General features: G+C 73.7%; 16 protein-coding genes. 13 read left to right on the top strand and 3 right to left on the bottom strand.

What is annotated here, in order from left to right:
- Positions 1-10: 10 nt before the first annotated feature.
- A complete protein-coding gene (locus LUW87_RS07080) occupies positions 11-2,017 on the top strand; it encodes an acyl-CoA thioester hydrolase/BAAT C-terminal domain-containing protein (RefSeq protein WP_232670421.1) in 2,007 nt (668 codons plus the stop codon).
- Between the two features lie 13 nt (positions 2,018-2,030).
- Here LUW87_RS07080 and LUW87_RS07075 read toward each other — a convergent pair whose 3' ends face one another.
- The gene (locus LUW87_RS07075; RefSeq protein ID WP_232670420.1) at positions 2,031-2,813 is read right to left on the bottom strand and encodes a PIG-L deacetylase family protein; all 783 of its coding nucleotides are present in this window, start codon (positions 2,811-2,813) and stop codon (positions 2,031-2,033) included.
- A complete protein-coding gene (gene cofC / locus LUW87_RS07070; protein ID WP_232670419.1) occupies positions 2,810-3,394 on the bottom strand; it encodes a 2-phospho-L-lactate guanylyltransferase in 585 nt (194 codons plus the stop codon). Before cofC ends, LUW87_RS07075 begins: the two co-directional genes overlap by 4 nt.
- A 106-nt stretch (positions 3,395-3,500) precedes the next feature.
- Between cofC and LUW87_RS07065 the strand changes: the two genes are divergently transcribed.
- From LUW87_RS07065 to LUW87_RS07010, 12 genes are all read left to right on the top strand, one after another.
- Positions 3,501-4,517: an NAD(P)H-dependent glycerol-3-phosphate dehydrogenase gene (locus LUW87_RS07065; RefSeq protein WP_232670418.1), complete on the top strand. Its 1,017-nt coding sequence runs from the start codon at positions 3,501-3,503 to the stop codon at positions 4,515-4,517.
- A 41-nt stretch (positions 4,518-4,558) separates the two neighbouring features.
- Positions 4,559-6,895, top strand: coding sequence for a hypothetical protein (locus LUW87_RS07060; protein WP_232670417.1), 2,337 nt, complete (start codon positions 4,559-4,561; stop codon positions 6,893-6,895).
- Entirely contained in the window at positions 6,892-8,544 is a 1,653-nt protein-coding gene (locus tag LUW87_RS07055) for an adenylate/guanylate cyclase domain-containing protein (RefSeq protein ID WP_232670416.1), read from the top strand. The genes LUW87_RS07060 and LUW87_RS07055 overlap by 4 nt, the downstream gene beginning before the upstream one ends.
- A gap of 288 nt (positions 8,545-8,832) precedes the next feature.
- The gene (locus LUW87_RS07050) at positions 8,833-9,549 is read left to right on the top strand and encodes a GntR family transcriptional regulator (protein ID WP_232670415.1); all 717 of its coding nucleotides are present in this window, start codon (positions 8,833-8,835) and stop codon (positions 9,547-9,549) included.
- Positions 9,546-11,102, top strand: a complete 1,557-nt coding sequence (locus LUW87_RS07045) for an ABC transporter ATP-binding protein (protein WP_232670414.1) — start codon at positions 9,546-9,548, stop codon at positions 11,100-11,102. Before LUW87_RS07050 ends, LUW87_RS07045 begins: the two co-directional genes overlap by 4 nt.
- Positions 11,099-12,235: an ABC transporter permease gene (locus LUW87_RS07040; RefSeq protein ID WP_232670413.1), complete on the top strand. Its 1,137-nt coding sequence runs from the start codon at positions 11,099-11,101 to the stop codon at positions 12,233-12,235. Before LUW87_RS07045 ends, LUW87_RS07040 begins: the two co-directional genes overlap by 4 nt.
- The gene (locus LUW87_RS07035) at positions 12,232-13,137 is read left to right on the top strand and encodes an ABC transporter permease (protein WP_232670412.1); all 906 of its coding nucleotides are present in this window, start codon (positions 12,232-12,234) and stop codon (positions 13,135-13,137) included. Before LUW87_RS07040 ends, LUW87_RS07035 begins: the two co-directional genes overlap by 4 nt.
- Positions 13,138-13,216: 79 nt before the next feature.
- The gene (locus LUW87_RS07030) at positions 13,217-14,392 is read left to right on the top strand and encodes a BMP family ABC transporter substrate-binding protein (protein WP_232670411.1); all 1,176 of its coding nucleotides are present in this window, start codon (positions 13,217-13,219) and stop codon (positions 14,390-14,392) included.
- On the top strand, positions 14,393-15,211 hold the full coding sequence (locus LUW87_RS07025; RefSeq protein ID WP_232670410.1) for an alpha/beta fold hydrolase: 819 nt from the start codon (positions 14,393-14,395) through the stop codon (positions 15,209-15,211).
- Complete coding sequence (locus LUW87_RS07020; RefSeq protein ID WP_232670409.1) at positions 15,201-15,827, top strand: isochorismatase family protein; 627 nt, start codon at positions 15,201-15,203, stop codon at positions 15,825-15,827. The genes LUW87_RS07025 and LUW87_RS07020 overlap by 11 nt, the downstream gene beginning before the upstream one ends.
- Positions 15,824-16,540 carry a biuret amidohydrolase gene (gene biuH / locus LUW87_RS07015; protein ID WP_232670408.1) on the top strand — a complete coding sequence of 239 codons (717 nt, stop codon included), beginning with the start codon at positions 15,824-15,826 and terminating at the stop codon, positions 16,538-16,540. Before LUW87_RS07020 ends, biuH begins: the two co-directional genes overlap by 4 nt.
- The gene (locus LUW87_RS07010) at positions 16,537-18,357 is read left to right on the top strand and encodes an allophanate hydrolase (RefSeq protein WP_232670407.1); all 1,821 of its coding nucleotides are present in this window, start codon (positions 16,537-16,539) and stop codon (positions 18,355-18,357) included. The genes biuH and LUW87_RS07010 overlap by 4 nt, the downstream gene beginning before the upstream one ends.
- Positions 18,358-18,452: 95 nt before the next feature.
- Here LUW87_RS07010 and LUW87_RS07005 read toward each other — a convergent pair whose 3' ends face one another.
- Positions 18,453-21,140: a glycoside hydrolase family 38 N-terminal domain-containing protein gene (locus LUW87_RS07005; RefSeq protein WP_232670406.1), complete on the bottom strand. Its 2,688-nt coding sequence runs from the start codon at positions 21,138-21,140 to the stop codon at positions 18,453-18,455.
- Positions 21,141-21,228: the final 88 nt, after the last annotated feature.

Below are 21,228 nucleotides of genomic sequence, written 5' to 3'. Positions count from 1 at the left end.
TCGGGGCGGCATGGCACGGCGCGACAGCACGGCGGAACACGAGGCAGCACCGGCGGCGGCCGCCGGTGGCGCCTCCGAACCGACGCACGACCCCCTGGGCCCCTTCGGCGACTTCCTGCCCTGGATCCTCTATTGGGTGCTGGTCGGCAACCTGGGGTTCCGGGCCACTCTGGCCCTGGCCGCCGGGCTGGCCCTGGCCCTGCTGGTCGTTCGCCGACTCATGGGTGCGCCGACCCGAACGCTCAACGTCGGGGGCGTGGCCGTCTTCGCCGTGCTGCTGGGGCTCGCCTTCGTGGTCGACGACGCCTTCCTCGAGCGATGGCTGCAACCGCTGTCGAACCTCGGTCTGTTGCTGGTCGTGCTGGGCGGGATGGCCGTGGGGCGTCCGTTCGTCATGGACTACGCACGGGGATCGGTGAGCTCGGAGATGGCCGCCACCCCGGGATTCCTCTGGCTCAACCAGCGCTTCACCGCCATCTGGGCCGTGGCCTTCGCGGTGATGACGGTGTCGGCCTTCGTCCCCCCGCTGATCGAGGGCGACGCCACGATCAAGGAAGGCGGCTCGCCGCTGTCGATCGCGGGGTACTGGGTGGTGCCCTACCTGGCCCTCGGCGTGGCGGCCCTGGTCAACGTCGTCCTCGTGAAGGGCATCCAGGGCCCCGACGCCGATGCCGCGCAGATCGACGAGGACCGGCCCGGTACCGGGCTGGCGGAGGTCGCCGGCGAGCCGACCCCGGCGGACCAGGGTCCGCTCGTCTCGGTGGCGTCGGCGTCGATGGTCACCGACGACCTGCCCGTCACGGTGAGCGGCGTGGCGGCCGGTGCGTCCGTCGAGCTGGAGCTCCAGCTCACCGACGCGCTCAACCGTCGCTTCGTGAGTCGCGCCACCTTCTCGGCACCGGACGGCGTCGTCGACACGTCCCGCCACGCCCCGGTCGACGGCGACTGGGCCGGGGTCGATCCCAACGCGGCCGTGTGGGCGGCGCAGTGGGACGAGGAGGGCCCGCCTCAGCTCTTCCTGCCGTCGTGGGGTCCCATGCACGGCCTGGTGACGGCCACCGTCGACGGCCGAGTGGGCCGAGCCGAGCTGGTGCGCCACGGCATCGCCCCGGGTGTGACGGTCGCCGAGGTGAGAGAGGGCGGCGTCGTCGGCCGGCTCTTCCTCCCGGCCGGCCCGGCGGCCACGGGGGTGGTGCTGGTGGGAGGCTCCGAGGGCGGCATCGACTCGATGTCGGCCAACGCCTCGTCGCTGGCGTCGCAGGGAGTGGCCGCCCTCGTCGTCGGCCTCTTCGGTGCCGAAGGCCTCCCCACCTCGCTCGACCTCGTGCCGCTCGAGCCCATCGCCGCCGGTGTGTCGCTGCTCGCCGAGCGCGCCGCCGTCGACCCCTCTGCCATCTCCCTGCTCGGCATCTCCCGAGGAGCGGAGGCGGTCCTCGCCGCGGCGGCCGAGCTGCCGGGGCTGCGGTGCGCCTCGGTGGTGGCCCTGTCGCCCGGGTCGACCGTGTGGGAGTCGATGACCGACGACGGGTCGCCCACCGGTCGCTCCTCGTGGACGGTCGGTGGTTCGGCCCTGCCGTTCGCACCCATCGACAGCGTGGCGGTGGACCGCGACCTCTGGCGCACCGCGGTGGCCCGCATCCACGACCGCCACGCCCCTCGCTTCATGCACCTGCGCGCCGCCTACGAGGGCGGCCTGGCCGGCGCCGAGGCCGAGGCCGCCGCCATCGGCGTCGAGCGCATCGACGCCCCCCTGCACCTCTTCGCCGGTGCTGGCGATGCGCTGTGGCCCTCGGTCGCCATGGGGCGCCGGATCGTGGACCGCCGCCAGGAGCACGGCCACGGCACCGACGAGCTCACCGTCTTCGACGGGGCCGGGCACCTGCTGCGCATGCCCCTGATCCCGGTGCGGCCCTTCACCACCGGCCCCATCGACCTGGGTGGGGAACCGGCCGGCCATGCCGCCGCCCAGGCCGCCCTCGGCCGGATGTTGCCCCAGATCCTCTCGCCGCGCCCCTGAAGGTCCGGGCCGCTCAGAGGCGGGTGATCGCCTTGAACGCCTCACCGGCGGCCACGCCGGCAGTGGCCCCCACGGTCTCGGCCCGTGCTGTGATGCGGGCCCGGAAGGCGGCGGCCGCGGTGCCGTCGTCGTCGGGCGGGATGTCGTGGGTGGTCACGAACTGCGACGCGTGGGCGAGGAGGGCCTCGACCTTGGTGTCGACGAAGTCGGTGACGTCCTCGACGTGGTCGGGCTCGTCGGCCTCGAACAGCAACATGGCGGAAGGTCGGTGGTGGGCCACGTCGTGGTGGCGGGCGAAGTGCGGGTCACGGGCGGCCACCACCGCGTCGACGGCCAGCCAGCCCGCGTGGCGATGGTCGGGGTGTAGCCGGTAGCGCTTCCACGGATCGTGGCCCAGCACCACGTCCGGGGTCAGCGCCCGGATCCAGTAGGCGACCTGGTCGCGCACGTGGAGCGACGGTTGGAGGTCGCCGTCGACGTGGCCGAGCATCACCACCTTGCCCCTCGATCCGAGCCGACGGGCCGCTTCGAGCTGCTCGGTCTCGCGCCTGGCCACCAGCGCGGCCACGTCGGCGTCGACGTCCCACGTGCCCTTGGAGCCGTCGGTGAGCACGAGGTGGTTGATCACGCAGCCGCGTGCCGCCCACTTGGCCAGCGTGGCTCCACAGAGGAACTCGGCGTCGTCGGGATGGGCGCCGATGACCAGCGCCCGGCCGGGTGTCGGGAGGTCGACCGACGACACCGGCCCGCCCGGCACGCCCCCACCGGGGAGTGGGGAGGGGATGGGGTCGGTCATGCCGGCAGGGACCAGTCCGGAGCCACGAGGTCGGCGGGGAGGTCCACGTCCCAACCCAGGCGGGGCTCTCGGACGACGCGCAGCTCGAGCCCCAGGCGGTGGGCCTCGGCGACGTGGCGGGTGAAGGAGCCCGGCCCGTAGGCGAAGGTGAACCTCGCTCGGGCAGGCACGGCGGCCACGTTGGTGCCGTCGTCGTGGCGGTCGGGCACCAGGGTGACGCCCTCGCCGTCGGCCACCCAGGCCAGCTCCAGGGCGTGAGGGAGGTCGGCATGGGCCACGATGACCCGCTCGGTGCCGGCGTCGGCCAGATCCGCCACGCCCTCGTTCACAGCGCCGTTCAGCCCGCGCCCCGGCTTCCAGAGGACGTGGGCCCCCACGGACCTGGCCCAGTCGGCGACCTCGTCGTCGTCGCAGACCACGTGCACCGGCAGCGGGCTGGCCGCCGCCACCACCGAGGTGGCCATGGATCGGGCCAGCTCGGCCCGCGCCGACGGGGCGAGCGCCGGCGCCAGCCGCAGCTTGGCGTCGCGGAACGCCTTGACCGGCACCAGCACGGCCAGAGCTGCCGACGGGGTCGTCACCGCGCCGAGTGTAGGGGGACACCACGACGAGGTCGGCCTCGAGGTGGTGACCCGGCCCGGACGTGGCGCCCGTCACCGTGTCGCCCACCGGTCGTAGGGTTCGCCCATGGAGATCCGGTGCGCAGTGATCGGCGCCGGCAGCTGGGGGACCACCGTCGCCCACCTGCTGGCCCACAACACCCCTACCGTGCTGTGGGCCCGTGACCCCGTCGTCGCCGCCGAGGTGCGCCAGAGCTCCACCAACGAGCGCTACCTCCCCGGAGCCAGCCTGCACCCGGCCCTCACCGCCACCGACTCGATGGCCGACGCCGTGGCGTCCGCCGACCTGATCATCATGGGTGTGCCGTCCCACGGCTTCCGCGACACCCTCGAGGCCACCGCCACCCACATCCGACCCTGGGTGCCGGTCATCAGCCTGGCCAAGGGGCTCGAGCAGGGCACCAGGCTGCGCATGACCGAGGTGATCAACGAGGTGGTGCCCGGGCACCCCTACGGGGTGCTCACCGGGCCCAACCTGGCCAAGGAGATCCTCGCCGGCGGGGCGGCCGCCTCGGTGCTGGCGATGAGCGACGACACGATCGCCCAGCGGCTCCAGGCGCTGTTCTGCACCAACCTCTTCCGCGTCTACACCAATCCCGACGTGGCGGGCTGCGAGGTCGCCGGTGCGTTGAAGAACGTGCTCGCCATCGCCTCGGGCATGGCCGACGGGCTCGGTACGGGCGACAACACGAGGGCGGCGGTCATCACCCGGGGCCTGGCCGAGATGGCCCGCCTGGGGACGGCCATGGGGGGCCACATCGTCACCTTCGGGGGCTTGGCCGGGCTCGGCGATCTCCTGGCCACGTGCATCAGCCCCCAGAGCCGCAACCGCCACGTGGGTGAGCAACTCGGCCTGGGGCGCACCATCGAAGAGGTGATCGACGAGATGCACATGGTGGCCGAAGGGGTGAAGTCCGCACCGGTCGTCATGGCCCTGGCCGAGGAGCACGGCATCGAGATGCCCATCGCTGCCGAGGTCCACGCCGTGCTGTACCGGGGCCGCACCGCCGAGGAGGCGTACCGGGGCTTGCTCAACCGTGGCCACGTCGAAGAGATGCACGGCATGCGCCGGCCCCGGGCATGACGGGCGCCCACCCCGCGGCTGGCCGATAGCGTCTGGTCCCCATGGCTGCGCCTCCCGATCGCCTTCTGCCCTGGTGGCTCGAGCGACAGCTCGACCCGACCGGGCCCGACGTGGTGCCGGGTCCGGCCGCCACCGTGAACACCACCCACCGCGACTGGGTCCTCCTCGGCACCGTGGGGGCGCCCGAACGAGCCGTCCTCGATCCCCGGGGCCTGCTGACGCCGTGGCCGGCGGGATGGTCGCTCGACTGGTGGGTGGGCGCCGACGACCGTTGGCACCTGCCGTCGCGAGCATCGGGAGTCCGCCAGAACCTGCTCGGTGATGCGCCCGTGGTCGAGACCGCCATGCGCGTGCCCAGCGGCGACCTGCGCCACCGGGCGTGGGCGGTGGCCGGTGGCGACGGCGTGCCCCCGGGCGGGGCGGTGGTGGTGGAGCTCGAGAACGCCTCGCCGGTGCCCGTGGCGATCGCGCTGGCCGTGCGCCCGTGGAATCCCCTCGGTGCCTCGGCCGTGCACGCCGTCGATCTCGAGGCCACCACCGTCACCGTCGACAGTCGGGTGGCCCTGGTGCTACCCAAGGCGCCCTCGCGAGTCGCGTTCGGCGACGTCCGCCGTGACGCGGTGGAGTCCGTCCTCGACGGCACCGCCAGCGGCGAGTGGCCCGAGGGCGGGGTGCGGTGCACGGCCGGTGCGGCCACGGCCGCCTTCCTCTTCCCGCTGCCCCACACCGCGGTGCTGCGCGTGGTGGTGCCCCTGGCGTCGGTGCCGGTGGGACCAGGGCGCCGGCGCAGCGACGCCACCGCCCTGGCCGAGGTCGAGCCTCGTGCGCTCCCCGGCGCCGACCGGGTCGTGTCCGGCTGGGAGGCCCAGGTGCGGCGCGCCGCTCGGGTGGAGCTGCCCGAGCCGCGGGTCGCCGAGGCGCTGGCGGCCGCTCGCCGCCACCTGCTGTTGCACACCGCCGGCGACGACGCCGGGGCCTGGCCGCCGGTGGTGGTCGGGGGGCTCGACACGTCCGTGCTGGCCGTGGCCCTCGATCGTCAGGGACTGCACACCGAGGCCGAACGGCTCCTCGTGGGCTTCGCCGATCGCCAGGCCCTCGACGGCTCGTTCGGCGGCGAGACCCACCGGGGCGACGCGGCCGGCGCCTGGCTCCACGCCGTCGCCGAGCACGTGCGCCTCACGGGCGGAGCCGACCTGGCCGTCGACCTCGTGGGCCCCGTCGCCAAGGCCGCCCACCACCTGCAGCGTCGCCACCTGTCCCGCCGTGCCCGTCGCAGCGACGGGGGACCGTCACTGCTGCCCGCCGGTGACGGCCCGGGCTGGGTCGGCGACGACGGTCCCACGTACCACGATGCGCTCTGGGCCTGGCGTGGCCTGCTCGACGCCTCGTTCACCCTCGAGGCCGCGGCCCAGCCCGACGCCGCCAGCGAGGTGGCCGCCGGGGCCGCCGAGATGGCGGGCGCCCTCGCCGCCTCCCTCACCGCCGACGCCACCGCCACCGCCAGCCTGGTGCCCCTGCTCGGCCCCGGGGCCCGGATGCCCGCGGGGGCGGTGGCCACCGTGGCCGCCCTGGCGTCGGTGCTGTGCGGACCGGGAGCCCCTCCAGAGGAGCTCGCTGGCGCGCTGGCGGCCGGCGCCGGCTGGTTGGCCGAGCAGCCGGCCGACACCCCGGCGGTCTGGCACCACGTCGGCCACGCCGGGCAGAGCCCCCGGCTCACCGCCGCGGCGGCGCTGGCCGACACCCTCACGGGACGAGCCGACACGGCGATCTCCCGCCTCCGGTGGTTGCTCGACCGCGGTGCCCCCTTGTGGACCTGGCCCGAGCACGTGCACCCGCGCACCGGGGGTGGCTCCGGTGGTCAGGGCCACGACGCCGCGGCGACGGCTGGGGTCATCGGGCTCATCCGGGCCCTGGCGGTCGTGGAGGTGTCCGATGGCCTGGCCCTCGCGCCGGCCGTGCCCGCCGAGTGGTACGGGCGCGAGATCGAGGTCCACGGCCTGCCCACGGCCGTCGGCCGGCTCTCCTACGCGGTGCGCTGGCACGGTGAGCGCCCGGCACTGTTGTGGGAGCTCGAACCTCCGGACGACCCGGCTGTCGCCGATGCGCTGGTCCGGCTCCTCGGAGGTCCGGTGCGGCTGTCGGCCCCGGGGCTCGACCCGACGTGGTCCACCCACGAGGCGCGGGGCGAAGCACTCCTCGAACGTCCTCCGCTGGCCGACCAGGCGCGCGTCGAAGCCGACGGAGCCACCGGAGCCGATGCCGCGCCGGCCCCGGTGGGCACCCCCGCCGCCGCCCAGGGCGACGTTTCCCCGGCCGGCCCGGTCGCCGAACCCGTTCGACGCGACCCGGCCCCCGACGACGGCGGGTCGTTCTCGTGACCGAGGGCGAGCCGCCGGTCGACCCCACCGAGGGTCGGACGGAGAGCCCGCCCGCCATGGCCGACAACGACAGCCGGGCCCTGGCCGCCTACACCGATCTCGAACAGCCCCGGTTCGACCTCGCCGACGTGGCCCGCCAGTCCGGGCTCGACGCCGACATGTTGCACGTCTACTGGCGCGCCCTCGGCTTCCCTGAGCCGCGCCCCGGCGAGAAGCTGCTCACCGACGACGACGTCGAGATGCTGTCGAGCGTCGTGGGGCTCATCGCCAACGGTTCGCTCGATCCGGAGGTGGCGTTGCAGATGGCGCGAGTCATCGGCTCGGCCCTCGATCGGATCGCGGCGGCCCAGGTCGACGCCCTCCTGGCCCGCCTGTCGCGCGCCACCGAAGCCGGCGAGGTCGAAGAGGTGCAACGCACGGCCGAGATGACCTCGCTCATGCCGCAGGTCCTCGAGTTCGTGTGGCGCCGCCAGCTGGCGGCCGCTGCTCGGCGCCGGGTGCTCCGCGGCGCCGTGCCCGGGGAGACGCCGCCGGTCTGCGTGGGGTTCGCCGACCTGGTCGGGTTCACCGCCCAGACCCAACAGCTCGACCAGGCCGCGTTGGCGAGGGTGGTGGGGCGGTTCGAGTCGATCGCCTACGACGTGGTGGCCCGGCACGGGGCCCGAGTGGTGAAGACCATCGGCGACGAGGTCATGTTCGTCGCCGACGATGTGCGCACGGGGGCCGAGCTGGCCCTCGAGTTGGCCCGCAGCTACCGCGAGGACCCGAACCTCTCCGACGTGCGCGTGGGCCTGGCCACCGGACCCGTGCTCGAGCGCGACGGCGACGTGTACGGCCACACCGTCAACCTGGCCAGCCGCATCGTGAGCATCGCCTATCCCGGTTCGGTGGTGGTCGGCCCCGCCGTCCACCAGGCGCTCGCCGATGACGGCCGCTTCGACTTCACCTCGCTGCGCCACCACTACCTGAAGGACATCGGCCGTGTCGCGCTGTGGCGCCTGCAGCGCTCCGGGGACAGCTACGAGGGGGCCTACCGCACCGCCCGCGAGGGGCGGTCGGCGCGGCGCCGGGTGTTGCAGGACCGCTGGCGGGAACGCGACCGGTCGCTGCGCGAGCGCGCCGCCGGCGGCCTGGCCGGGGCCACCCCACCCGAGGACCTGGAATCGCTGCCCGAACGCCTGTCGCTGGTCCTGCGGGGGGAGGCCCCGCCGGAGGTGGTGCAGGACCTCGTCGACGATCCCACCGTCGACGAGCTCGACGCCCTCACCGAGCTGGTGCTGTCCGCCGACATCGATGCCGACCTCCAACTCGACCTGCTCACCGACATCGGTGCTGCGCAGGCCCTGCGCGAGCTCGACCGTGAGGCCGATCGCAAGGCCGAGCAGGCCGACGATGAGGCCGAGCGCCGGCTCCGGCGCATCGAAGCCGACACCGCCCGTCGCGTGGCCGAGGTCGAGCACGAGGCCCAGCGCAAGGTGGCCGAGGCCATCGCCCGGGCCGAGGAGGAGTCCCGCAAGGTGGACGTGGAGGCGGCCCGCCGGTTCGAGAAGGTCGTCGCCGAGGCGCACGACAAGGCCGAGCGGGCCACCCGCGAGGCCCGGGCCCGGGCCTCTCGGGCGGCCCAACGCCGGCGCAAGCGCAACCGCTGACCGGCCGGCGACGGCCCCGCCTCGCCCCGCCCCCGCTCGCTCCGCCCCTGCCAGCGTCACCCCCGAGCGCCCCCCTCTGCGTACCTGTCGCGTCTTCGCGACACCTGTCAGCGCACTTCTCTGACAGGTGCGGGTTCGGGCAGGTACGCAGATGGGCAGGGGAGCGTTCGGCGTTCGGGGGAGGTCAGACGGCGTTCAGGGGGTGTGCAGACGCACACAAGGAGCTCGTCGTGGCGCCGTCACGGTCGGGAAACGGCTGCGACACAGGCCATCCCTACGTTGACCTGCGTGTATACAGAGCCGTATCCGAAGCTCCCCGAGCCGAGAGGGGACCGCGCCCACGCCGAGTTGAAGACCCTGTTGCTGCGGGGCGACTTCCACTTCGGCGTGCGGATGGGAGAGGAGCGTCTCGCCTCGCTCCTCGAGGTCTCCCGGACGCCGGTCCGCGAGGCGCTCGCCCGCCTCCACGTCGAGGGACTCGTCGAGCGCCACCCCGACGGCGGCTACTGCCCGGTCCTGCCCGACCTCGACACCATGAACGGCCTCTACGAGGTCCGGTTCGCGCTCGAGCTCGACGCCCTCGACCGACCGGGCCGGCGCGGCATCCCCCGCGACGTCGACGCCCTCGTCCGGCTCCGAGACGACTGGCAGGCGGCGGGTGACAGCGTGGGCGAAGAGGTCTTCGAACCGGACCCTGACTTCGTCCTGCTCGACGAGGACTTCCACCTCAGGGTGGCGGCCGCCTCCGGGAACCACGCGCTGGCGGAGCTCCTCGGTCGGGTCAACGAGCGGATCCGCATCGTGCGCATGCAGGACTTCCTCACCGAGGAGCGCGTGGTCTGCACCGTCGAGGAGCACCTCGGCGTGCTCGACGCCCTCCTCGAGGGCGACGACGCCGACGCCCGCACGCGGCTGATCGAGCACTTCGAGAGCTCGCTGGCCGTCGTCGGCGAGCGGGCAGCCGCCGCTCTGGCCCGCATGTTGACCACACGGGGCCGGCGATGACGGCGCCGCTGCTCGAGGCCCGCGGCATCACCCAGCGCTTCGGCGACCTGGTCGCCAACCAGTCGGTCGACTTCGTGGTGCGCGCCGGCGAGGTGAGCGCCCTGCTGGGCGAGAACGGTGCCGGCAAGTCCACGTTGATGAAGGTCCTCTACGGCGTCAACCACCCCCAGGAGGGCGCCGTCACGGTGGACGGTCGACCCCTGGCGCTCGGGTCGCCCGGCGCGGCGAGGGCCGCCGGCATCGGCATGGTCTTCCAGGACCTGCGTCTCGTGCCCGCCTTCAGCGTGGCCGAGAACGTGGCCCTCTCCCTCGGCGTGCGCCCCGGTGCCCCCGGGCTCGGCGCCCGCATCCTCGAGACGGCCGACCGCCACGGTCTCCACGTCGACCCGAACCGGCCGGTGCGCGAGCTCGACCTGGCCCGGCGCCAGCAGGTGGAGATCTTGCGGGTCCTGCTGGCCGACGCCCGGGTGATCATCCTCGACGAACCGACGAGCGCTCTGGCCCCCCAGGAGGTCGACGCCCTGCTGGAGGTCATCGACCAGCTCCGCGCCGACGGCCTCGGTGTGGTGCTGATCACCCACAAGCTCCGAGAGACCCGCCAGGTGGCCGACCGCCTGACCGTCCTGCGGGCCGGGCACCTGGTGGTGAGCGACGCCGCACCGTCGTCGATGACCGACGACCAGCTGGTGGAGGCGATGGTGGGCACCGTCCCGGCGCCGCTGCCGGCCCAACGGGCCCCGGTCGGCACCGGCACGCCGGCCCTGGCGATCAGCGGACTCAGCGTCAAGGGCGACGACGGGCGGCCGGCGCTGCGCGACGTCACCTTCCTGGTGGAGCCCGGCGAGCTCGTCGGGGTGGCCGGTGTCTCCGGCAACGGCCAGCGCGAGCTACTGGAGGCCGTGCTCGGCCTGCGCCCCTTCCACGCCGGAGAGGTGCACGTCTCCGGGGAGCAGGTGCGCAGCAACCGGCCTCTCGATGCGCTGCGAGCCACGGACCCCGATGGTGAGGCCGGGCCCGACGGCACGGACCCGACGCGTCGCTTCGGCGCCGTCGGCGTCCCGGAGGACCCGGTGGCCGACGCCGTCGTGCCCGGCCTCACCGTCCTCGAGCACCTCGTGCTCACCGGTCGGCCCCTTCCCCGCCGCGGGGTCGGCGTGGACTGGCGGCGGGCCCGGACGTTCTTCGACGAACGACAGGAGCCTCGGCGTCTCAACCTGCAGGCCCTGGACCGACCGGTCCAACAGCTCTCGGGCGGCAACATCCAGCGGGTGATGCTGTCGAGGGCCCTCGTTCTCGACGACGCCGCCCTCGTGGTCGTGGCCTACCCGAGCCGGGGTCTCGACGTCGCCTCGGTGCGGGCCACCCAGGAGCTGCTGCTCGAACGGCGGGCCGGTGGGACCGGGGTGCTGATGGTCTCCGAGGACATCGACGAGCTCCTCGCCGTCGCCGACCGGATCGTCGTCCTGCACCACGGCGAGGTCGCCGGGATCGTCGAACCCTCCACCACCGATCGCCGAACCGTCGGCCAACTGATGCTGCAGGGGGCCGCATGAGCACCACCGTTCCCCGTCCCATCGCCCCTCCGGAGGTCGGCGGGACCCCTCCGCCCGCCGACCCTCCACCGGCGTCCGCCCCCGACGACGAGGTCGGGGGCGGCGCCGCCGCCCGGCTCGTCGTCACCGGGCGCAGCGTCCTGCGGTGGGTGCTGGTGCTCGGCGGCGCCGCGCTCGTGTACTGCGTGTTCCTGGTGGCCAAGGGAGCCTCACCGCTGGAGGTGCTCGAGGCCATGTGGACGTCGGCCTTCGGGAGCCCCCGAGCGGTCGGCGAAACGCTGGTGCGAGCCGCCCCGCTCCTGCTGGCGGCCCTCGCCGTGGCCATCCCCGCCCGGGCCGGGCTGTTCAACATCGGCGGCGAGGGCCAGCTGGTGATCGGTGCCGTCGGTGCCGCCGGGACGGCCTACGCCCTCGGCGATGGCCTCCCCACCGGGCCCACGCTGGTGCTGATCGGCCTGGGCGGGGCGGTCGCCGGCATGGCCTGGGCGCTGATCCCGGCTCTCCTGCGGATCTGGTTCGAGACCAGCGAGGCCATCGTGTCGCTGCTGTTGAACTACGTCGCCTACATCGTCCTCGCCTGGCTGGTGTTCGAGCCCTGGCGGGATCCCGTCAGCACCGGCCAGGCCTACTCCACCGAGTTGGTCGGCCCCCAACGGCTCCCCCTGCTGTGGGGGAACCGGGTCAACATCGGCATCCTCGTCGCCCTCGTCGCCGTGCCCGTCGTCTGGTGGGCCTTCCGGAGCACCCGCTGGGGGTTCCGCCTCCGAGTCGTCGGCGGCAACCCCGAAGCGGCCCGCCGGGCGGGCATGAACGTCAAGGGCCTGGTCGTCTCGGCCTTCGCCACCGGCGGCGTCCTCGCCGGCATCGGCGGCATGGTGGCCGTCGCCGGGGTGGAGGGCCGTCTCCGTCCCGACTTGCTGGTCGGGTTCGGCTACATCGCCTTCCTCGCCTCGTGGCTGGGGCGCCACCAGCCCTGGAAGGTGGCGATCGCTGCCGTGGCCCTGTCGGCGATCGCCGTGGGCGGCACCGGCCTCAAGATTGCCGCCGGCCTCTCCGGCGGTGCGGTGAACGTGCTCATGGCCCTCATCCTCCTGGCCGTCCTCGGCTGGGGACGCAAGGAGACCTCCCGATGATCGAAGCCGTCCTCGCCGGAGCCGTGGCCGGCGGCACCTCCATCTTGTTTCCGACGCTCGGAGAGGTGGTCGCCGAGCGTTCCGGGGTGATCAACCTCGGAACCGAGGGGTCGATGCTCACCGGGGCGTTGGCCGCCTACGCCGTCGGGATCGAGACCGGCAACCCGTGGCTCGGCGTCGCCGCCGGCCTCGCCGCCGGTGCCGCACTCGCCGCGGTGCACGCCTTCGTCGTGCTGTTCCGGGGCGCCAACCAGATCGCCGTGGGTCTTGTGGTCACCTTCTTGGCCATCGGCATCACCGCCCTGTTCGGGCAGTCGTACGTGGGGCAGGGGGTCGTCCCGCTCACCGACGTCGCGGTGCCCGGCCTCTCCGAGCTGCCGTTCCTCGGCAGCATCCTCTTCGATCACGACCCGCTGACCTACCTGTCGGTGGTCGCCGCCGCCGGCCTGTGGTGGATGATGCGCTCCACGTCAGCGGGTCTGAAGCTGCGGGCCGCCGGCGAGCGGCCCGAGGTGCTCGAGGTCTACGGGTCCTCGCCCCGGTCGGTGCGGGTGTTCGGCGTGCTGGCCGGCGGAGCCCTCGCCGGGCTCGGCGGCGCCCAGCTGGCCACCGCCTTCACCCGCAACTGGTCCGAGGGCATGGTGGCGGGCCGAGGCTTCGTGGCCGTCGGCCTCGTGATCTTCGCCGCATGGAACCCCCTCAAGGCCATCGCCGGCGCCTACCTCTTCAGCGGCGCTGTCGCCCTTCAGCTCGAGCTGCAGGCCCAGGGCAGCGAGGTGTCGCGGTACCTGTTGCAGGCCCTGCCCTACCTGGTGGTGATCGCCGTGCTGGTGGCCCTGAGCCGTCGCCGTCGCCACGCCGCCCCGGCCGCGCTGCAACGGGTCTTCGAAGGCTCGGCCTGACCCCGACCTCCGCCCGCGGCGGACTGCTCTCCAACCCCCCATCTGGCCTCGGCCAGTGACGAGAAAGGCACCACACCCCATGAGTCCAGTTGCCAACCCCGGGGACACGCACCCCACCCGACGCCGCCGACCCTGGGTGGTGCTGGCCGCCGCCCTCGGCGTGCTCGCCCTGCTCGGCTCGGCCTGCTCGAGCGACGACACCGCCACGGCTTCGGCCAGCGACGCAGACGGTGACGCCCCCACCATCGGGTTCCTCTTCGTCGGCCCCAAGGACGACTTCGGGTACAACCAGGCCGCCTACGAGGGATCGGTCGCCGTGGAGGAGGCCTTCCCCGACGCCACCATCCTGCGGGCCGAGAACGTGCCGGAGACGGCCGAGGCCGAGCAGGTCATGGAGGAGATGATCAACCAGGGCGCCGACATCATCTTCCCGACCTCGTACGGGCACATGGAGTTCGCCAACAACGTGGCGGCGTTGCACCCCGACGTCACGATCGTCCACCAGGGCGGCCTCGAGCCCGAGCCGGGCCTCGACAACTTCGGCACCTACTTCGGCACGGTCTACGAGCCCGTCTACACGGCGGGCATCGCGGCCGGGGCGGCCACGGAGACGGGCAAGCTGGGCTACGTCTACGCCTTCCCGATCCCCCAGACGCTGTCCAACATCAACGCCTTCACCCTCGGTGCCCAGAGCGTGAACCCCGAGATCGAGGTGATCGCCGTCTCCACCGGGTCGTGGTGCGACCCCGGCCTGCAGGCCCAGGCGGCGTCGAGCCTGCTCAACCAGGGCGTCGACGTGCTCACCCAGCACCAGGACTGCACCAAGACCATCATCGAGACCGCGGATGCCGCCGGCGCCATGACCGTCGGCTACCACTTCGACGCCTCCGAGCTCACCCCCGAGGGCTGGATCACCGGCTCGGAGTGGGACTGGGGTCCCCTCTACGTCGAGATCGTGCAGACCATCCTCGACGGTGCGTTCGTCGACAGCGACTTCAACGGCGACTTCCGGGTGGGGTTGCAGACCGGCTCGAACCCGTTCGTCCAGTCGGCCTACGGCCCCATGGTCGACGAGGACACCCAGGCCCTCGTCGACGAGGCCCGCCAGCGCTTCATCGACGGCGGCTCGCCCTTCGCCGGTCCGGTCGTCGACCAGGACGGCGAGGTGGTGTGGGCCGAGGGTGAGCAGCCCACCTACGCAGAGGTCGAGCAGATGGACTTCTTCGTGCAGGGCGTGACCGGCCGGACCAGCTGAGTGGAACCTGCCCTCGAGCTCTGCTCGCCCTCGACCGGGCTGTCGGTCACGGTCGAGGGCGGCGGCCCGCTCGTCGTCGTCATCCACGGCGTCGGGGTCGGACCGGACTCCTTCGCCCGGGTCGTCGCCGGGCTCGGGGCAGCGTTCCGGGTCGCCGTCGTGCACCGTCCCGGCTACGGCCGGGCGGAGCACGAGGTGACCGCCCCGCTCGAGGCGCAGGTGCCCGCGCTGGTCGAGGTCCTCGACCGACTGGAGGAGCCCCCGTCGCTGGTCCTGGGGATCAGCGGCGGGGCCACCATCGCCCTGTCGCTGGCCTCGTCCGGCCGCTATCCGGGGTGCACCTACCTGGTGCATGAACCGCTGCTGGGTCCGTCGGCGCCGATGCTGTACGACGCGGTGACCACCGCGGCGGCGGCGCTGACCGAGGACGCTGACCCGGCTGCCACGGTTCGCTTCCTCGCCGCGTTGGTCGGGGAGCACACATGGACTCGATGGAGCGACGAGCTCACCGAAGTCGCCCGGCGCCACGACGCGGCGATCCGGTGCGAGGTCCCCCGCTTCACCGCCGTGAGCTTCGATCCGTCGACGCTGGCCCAGCTGGCCGACACCGGCGTCGCGCTGCACACCAGCGTCGGGGCGCGGTCCGGTGCCGCCCGCCACCAGGTGGCGGAGGTGCTCGCCGCCTCCGCCGGCGCCGCCGTCCACCCGCTGGCCGACGTCGGCCACCTTCCCCAACTCGACGCCCCCGACCGGCTGGTCGAACTGCTCGTGTCCCTCGCCCCCGCCCTGTGCTGTCAGGAGGTCCGACGTGGTCGCTGAACCCGTGCGCCAGGTGGCCTCGGAGCCTTACCCGTGGCCGTACGACGGCTTGCGCCCGCCTTCGCTGGGCCTCCTCCTCGTGGGGTGGGACCGGCACTGGGCCTCCGTCGTGGAGGACCCCGACGAGGTCGTCGCCCGCTGCGTGGGCCTCGCCGCCGCCGTGGTCGCGGTCGGCGGCCAGGTCGTCTCCGTCTCCCACCAGCGACTGCGCCGAGGCGCCTCGCCCGCGTCGGCCGTCGTCCCGTCCCTCCCGGTCGATCGGCTGCCACCGACCACCATCGCCGTGTCGAGCTCGGGAATCGACGGCTTCTTCGCCGGCGAGCTCGACCTCACCCTGCGCACCAACGGCATCGACCAGCTCATCGTGGCCGGCCTCGGGCTCGAGGGCCCGGTGCACTCCACGCTGCGCAGCGCCAACGACCGCGGTCTGGAATGCGTGCTCGTGACCGACGCCTGCGCCGCCGCCGACGCCGACCTCGTCGCCGGTTCGCTGTCGAGCGTGTGCATGTCCGGCGGCATCTTCGGTGCCGTCGTCGGCCTCGACGCGGTGCTGAAGGTGCTCGCCCCCGCGGTTTCGCCCTCTCCCGTCCCCTCCACCCAGGAGTCCCGACCATGAGCCCCGACACCACCACCGAGCGACCCACCGTCGCCACCGTCGCCGCCGAGCCCTACCCCTGGCCCTTCGAGGGCTCCGTGGCGGCCGGCGCGATCGCTCTCGTCCTCATCGACTGGCAGGCCGACTTCTGCGGTCCCGGCGGCTACGTCGACGCCATGGGCTACGACCTGGCCCTCACCCGGGCCGGCCTCGAGCCCACCCAGCGGGTGTTGGCCGCGGCCCGCGAGGCGGGCTGGTTGGTCGTGCACACCCGCGAGGGGCATCGCCCCGATCTGTCCGATTGCCCGCCGAACAAGCTGTGGCGGTCCCAGCGCATCGGCGCCGGCATCGGGGATGCCGGTCCGTGCGGGCGGATCCTCGTGCGGGGCGAGCCCGGGTGGGAGATCGTCCCCGAGGTGGCCCCCGTCGACGGCGAGGTGATCATCGACAAGCCCGGCAAGGGCGCGTTCTACGCGACCGATCTCGACCTGGTGCTACGCACCGCCGGCATCACCCATCTGGTGCTCACCGGCATCACCACGGACGTGTGCGTGCACACGACCATGCGTGAGGCCAACGACCGCGGCTACGAGTGCCTGCTGCTGAGCGACTGCACCGGAGCCACCGACGTCGGCAACTACGGGGCCGCCCTCGAGATGGTGAAGATGCAAGGCGGCGTCTTCGGAGCGGTGGCGCCGTCGTCCGCCCTGTTGTCGGCCATGGCGGGCTCGTGAGCACCTCGGGACCGAACCGTCGAGACCTGCGGTTGGGTTCGCTGCGGACCTCGTACCGCGAGGGGTCGGCCGACCCGCGCACCGTGATCGGTGAGGTGCTGGCGCGATGTGACGGCGCGCTGGCCGACGGGACGCTGCTGTCGGTGATCGACCGCGCCGCCGCCGAGGCCGAGGTCGGCGCGCTGCTCCGCCGGCGAGGCGACGCCGGGTCTGACCCGTTCGCGGCCCTGCCCCTCTACGGCGTGCCGGTCGTGGTGAAGGACAACGTCGACGTCGCTGGGCTGCCCACCACCGCCGGCTGCGAGGCCTACGCCTACCGCCCCGAGCGATCCGCTCCGGCGGTGCAACGCCTCGAGGAGGCGGGCGCGATCGTGGTCGCCAAGGCCAACATGGACCAGTTCGCCACCGGCCTCGTGGGTGTCCGCAGCGAGACGCCCCCGCCCAACGCCCTCGATCCGGCGCTGGTGCCGGGTGGCTCGTCGTCGGGGTCCGCCGTGGCCGTGGCCCGGGGTCTGGTCACCCTCGCCGTCGGCACCGACACGGCCGGCTCGGGGCGCGTGCCGGCCGCCATGAACGGGGTGTTCGGTTGGAAGGCTCCACCCGGGCGGGTCTCGAACGACGGGGTCGTTCCTGCCTCCTGGACCCTCGACTGCGTGTCGGTGTTCGCCGCGGATCTGGCCGGGGCTCTCGTGGCCGGACGGCTCCTCGACCCGGCCGGTCCGTGGCGGCCGGTCAGCCCGGGTCGGGTCGGTGTGCTGGATCAGGTGGGGCTGGGTGGCTGCGCTCCTGGAGTGGTCGACGGCATGCGATGGGTGGCCGACCGCCTCGATCCCACCGTCGCGGTGGTCGCCGTCGACAGCGGGGCGCTGTTCGCCGTGGGGGACCTGCTCTACGAGGGGCCCTGGTTGGCCGAACGCACCGCCGCCGTCGGCGACTTCATCGCCGCCCACCGACGCGACGTGAACCCGGTGGTGGCCGACATCATCCTGGCCGGGGACCGCTGGTCCGCGGTCGACGTCTACCGCTCCGAACGCACCCGGCGACGCCTGGTGCGCGGTCCGCTGGAGGAATTGTGGCGCCGGGTCGACGTGCTGGTGGTGCCCACCGTGCCGTGGCTGGCCACCCTCGAGGAGGTGGCGGCCGATCCCGTGGACGTGAACCGCCACCTGGGGCGCTTCACCAACTTCGCCAACCTCCTCGGGCTGGCCGCCATCGCTGTGCCGGTCCCGTCGGCGCCCCGCTCGCACCCGGCCGTGCCCCTCGGCGTGACGTTGCTGGCCCCCGCCGGGCGCGAGGGCATGCTCGTGGCCCTGGCGGAGCTGCTCACCGGCGAGCCCGACGGGGCTCTCGACCAGCCGGCGCCGACCCCGGGTGACGTGCGGGCCCGGGTCGAGCTGGTGGTGGCCGGGGCCCACATGACCGGGTTCCCCCTCGAACGCCAGCTGCTGGAGCGAGACGCGGTGCTGGTGCGCCGTACCAGCACCGACGTCCACTACCGCTTCCACCACCTCGCGGCCCGACCGCCCGACCGTCCGGCCCTCGAGCGCGTGGAGTCCGGTGGCCGCGCCATCGAGGTCGAGGTGTGGTCGATCCCCCTGGCCCGGCTGGGCGAGCTGATGACGCTGGTCGCGCCGCCCCTGGCCATCGGGTCGGTGCGCCTGGCCGACGGCGAGGAGCGCCTCGGGTTCGTGTGCGAGTCCGGGGGCCTGGCCGGGGCGGTGGACATCACCGGCCACGGCGGTTGGCGGTCCTACACGAGTGGCACCGACGGCGACCGCGGGCACCCGGTGGCGACCACCGGCGAGGGATCGACCTGAGAGGGACCGACCTGAGAGCCAGTTGCATGGTTTCGGCGCGCTCTGGCACGCCGAAACCATGCGAGAAGCGTCGGTGTGGGTGGCCAGGCCGGTGCTCAGTCCAGCAGCAGGGTGGCGATGCGCCAGGGTGCCAGCTCGACCGTCCCCTCGAACGGCTCCACGGGACGCCCGCGCAGGTCGAGGACCCAACCGCGGCGGCCCTCCACCTCGACCATCGTGTCCGCGTCGGAGGCGTTGACCACCCGTACTTCGAGCGACGGGCCGCGGCGTTGCACGGCGGTGACCTCGGCGCCCGTCACCGAGAGGGCCTGGCCGGACGAGGGGCGGTCGCCGCCACCCTCGGCGCGGGTGACCAACAGGGGTACCAGCAGGTCGTCGGCCAGCGCATGGGCCTGGGCCCATCGCTCGGTCGGCCGGTCGGCCGGAGGGTCGTCGAACGCCACGCCGTAGCGCACCGTGTGAGGGCCGAGCACCTGGGCGCCCGGGGTGGGCCGCACCGGTCCGGCCGGGAGCGGGCGGGCGGCCATGGGCCCGTTCGAGAGCAGGCCGGTGGCCCGCAGCAAGGTCACCGCCAGCGCGCCGGCTGAAGCGGGGTGCGTGTCGTCGTCGAGGTCCACCAGCTCGTACTCGTGGAGCCCTTCGTGGACCACCACCAGCCCGCCGGCGGCGACGAAACGGCGCGACGGATAGGTGGCCAACGGTCGCTCGGTCGGGCCGCCCTCGGCCACCAGACCCCGTTCCACGACGGCGAAGGCGCACTCGGCGAACGACCGGTCGGTCCGCTCCGGGAGCGGGAGCCAGGTGCGCAGCCGGTGGTCGCGGCTGGCGTTCACGAACCCGGTGGTGACGCGCACCAGAGGCGAGCCGGCCTGGACCTCCAGCACGGTGCGGACCTCGGTGGGCACCGATCCGACGCGGCGGTCGCCGTCGGCTCCGGCCGGCCAGGCGTGGGTGCCCACGATCTCGAGGCGGCCTCGCAGCGGGCCCTCTTCGAGGAGCGCGACCTGCACCTCGTGGGGCGCGTCGATCACCGTGTCGTGGGTGGGTGGGTTGTGGTTGTAGGTGTCACCGGTGTCGCCGCCGTCGACCAGGCGGCCGAGGCCGGCAGTGCGGCGCCCGGCGGCGGTGAGCTCCTGCAGCGAGAACGTGCCTGAACCGGGATCGACGACGACCTCGATCAGCCCGTTGCCCAGACCGAGCCCGTCCTCGGTGGGGGCCACCGCGTCGACGTCGTGCGGCCGGGGCTCCCAGGTGGTCCACCCGAAGCCGGGCACGTCGCGGGCCCGCACGACGGCGGCGTGCGCAGGGGGCACCGTGATGGTGAGTCGTGCGGGGGCGTCGGGTGCGGCGGCCGCCAGCTCGCCCACCTCGGCCCGGATGGATCCGGCGTAGCGGACCTGGCGGCGGCTGGGATCGTGGTGCAGGCGCACGTCGAGCACCCCGTCGACCTCGACGGTGGCCTCGGCCTCGAGCAGGTGGGGGTGGTCGTCGAGCGCGGCCTGCACCAACGTCACGCAGTCGCGTCGGGTGATGCCGTCGGATCGTTGCTCGCCGTCGTCGAGAGTGAGGACCTGCGTGTGGGGGCACGGTTCGTGGCCGGGGAAGCGCAGCTCGAACAGTCCGTCGCGGCGCCGGTGCGTCGGGTTGACGACGAGCGGTCCGGCCTCGGTCAGGCTGTCGGCCAGGTGGGCCACAGCCCGCTCGGTGAGGCCATCGGCGATCTGGGCCGCCTCGGCGTAGCGGACCAGGACGGCGTCGACCACGGCGTCGTCGGAGCACGCGCAGCTGGAATCGTGGGCGGCGTCGAGGACGACGTCGCGCCACGCCTCGGCGAGGAAGGCCTCCGGCCACGCCTCGGGCGGCACGTACAACGCCGAGAGGGGTTCGGCCCGCCGCTCGAGGCCCGTCTCGGCTCGCGAGGCGGCGCGGCGCACGTCGACACGGTTGGAGACGACGCCCATCAACAGGTTGGCCCGGGCCCCGGAGCGCAGCTCCCCGTGCCACTCGGGGAGGGCCGTGGTGGGGGCCCGGGTGACGTGGTCGGCCAGGCCCGTGACCACGAAGTGGTAGTCGTCCTGGACGGCGTTGGCCTCGGCGATCACCCGCCCCAGCCAGGGCTGGGGCATCTGGTGGTCGGTGCCGTTCATCCAGAGGATGTCGCCGACGAGCATGTCGGCGTGGAGCCGCTCGTAGCGCCGCACCATGGCGACCAGGTCCTTGGCGTCGTCGGGCAGCGTGGCGCCGTTGCCGTAGCCCTCGGGCAGGTACTCGGCCCGCACCCGAGAGCCGTCCGGCGCCTGCCACCAGAAGCCGGTGCGATCGACGGCCGCGGGCACGCCCCGCCACACCACCGCGTGCTGGAGGCCGAACTGGGCCAGCAGCTGGGGCATCTGGGCCACGTGGCCGAACATGTCGGGCAGGTAGCCGACCTCCATGGCCCCACCGAAGGCGGCGGCCCGGTCGAACCCCATCTGCAGGTCCCGCACGATGGTCTCGCCGGACACCAGGAACTCGTCCATCAACACGTACCAAGGGCCCACGCCCAGGCGGCCCGACGCCCCGAGCCGCCGCAGCCGGGGTTCGGCCTCGGGTCGCACGGCGAGGTAGTCGTCGACGACGGCCATCTGCCCGTCGAGGAGGAAGTGGGCGTAGCCCGGGTCCGCCTCCAGGCGGGGGAGGAGCTCGTCGAGCAGGTCGACCAGCTTCAGCCGGAAGATCTGGAAGGGGGCGTACCACTCGCGGTCCCAGTGGGTGTGGGGCACGACGGCGACGGTGCGGGCCATGCCCGCAGGCTAGGAGAGCGCCCGGAGGGAGCCGGGCCGGGCACAGTGGGTGACGCCTGTGTCATCGGGCACGTAGGGTGGGTGGCCA

The sequence above is a fragment of the Rhabdothermincola salaria genome, assembly GCF_021246445.1.
Classification (GTDB): Bacteria; Actinomycetota; Acidimicrobiia; order Acidimicrobiales; family Acidimicrobilacustridaceae; genus Rhabdothermincola_A; species Rhabdothermincola_A salaria.
This window is presented reverse-complemented; position numbering and strand designations above follow the sequence as displayed.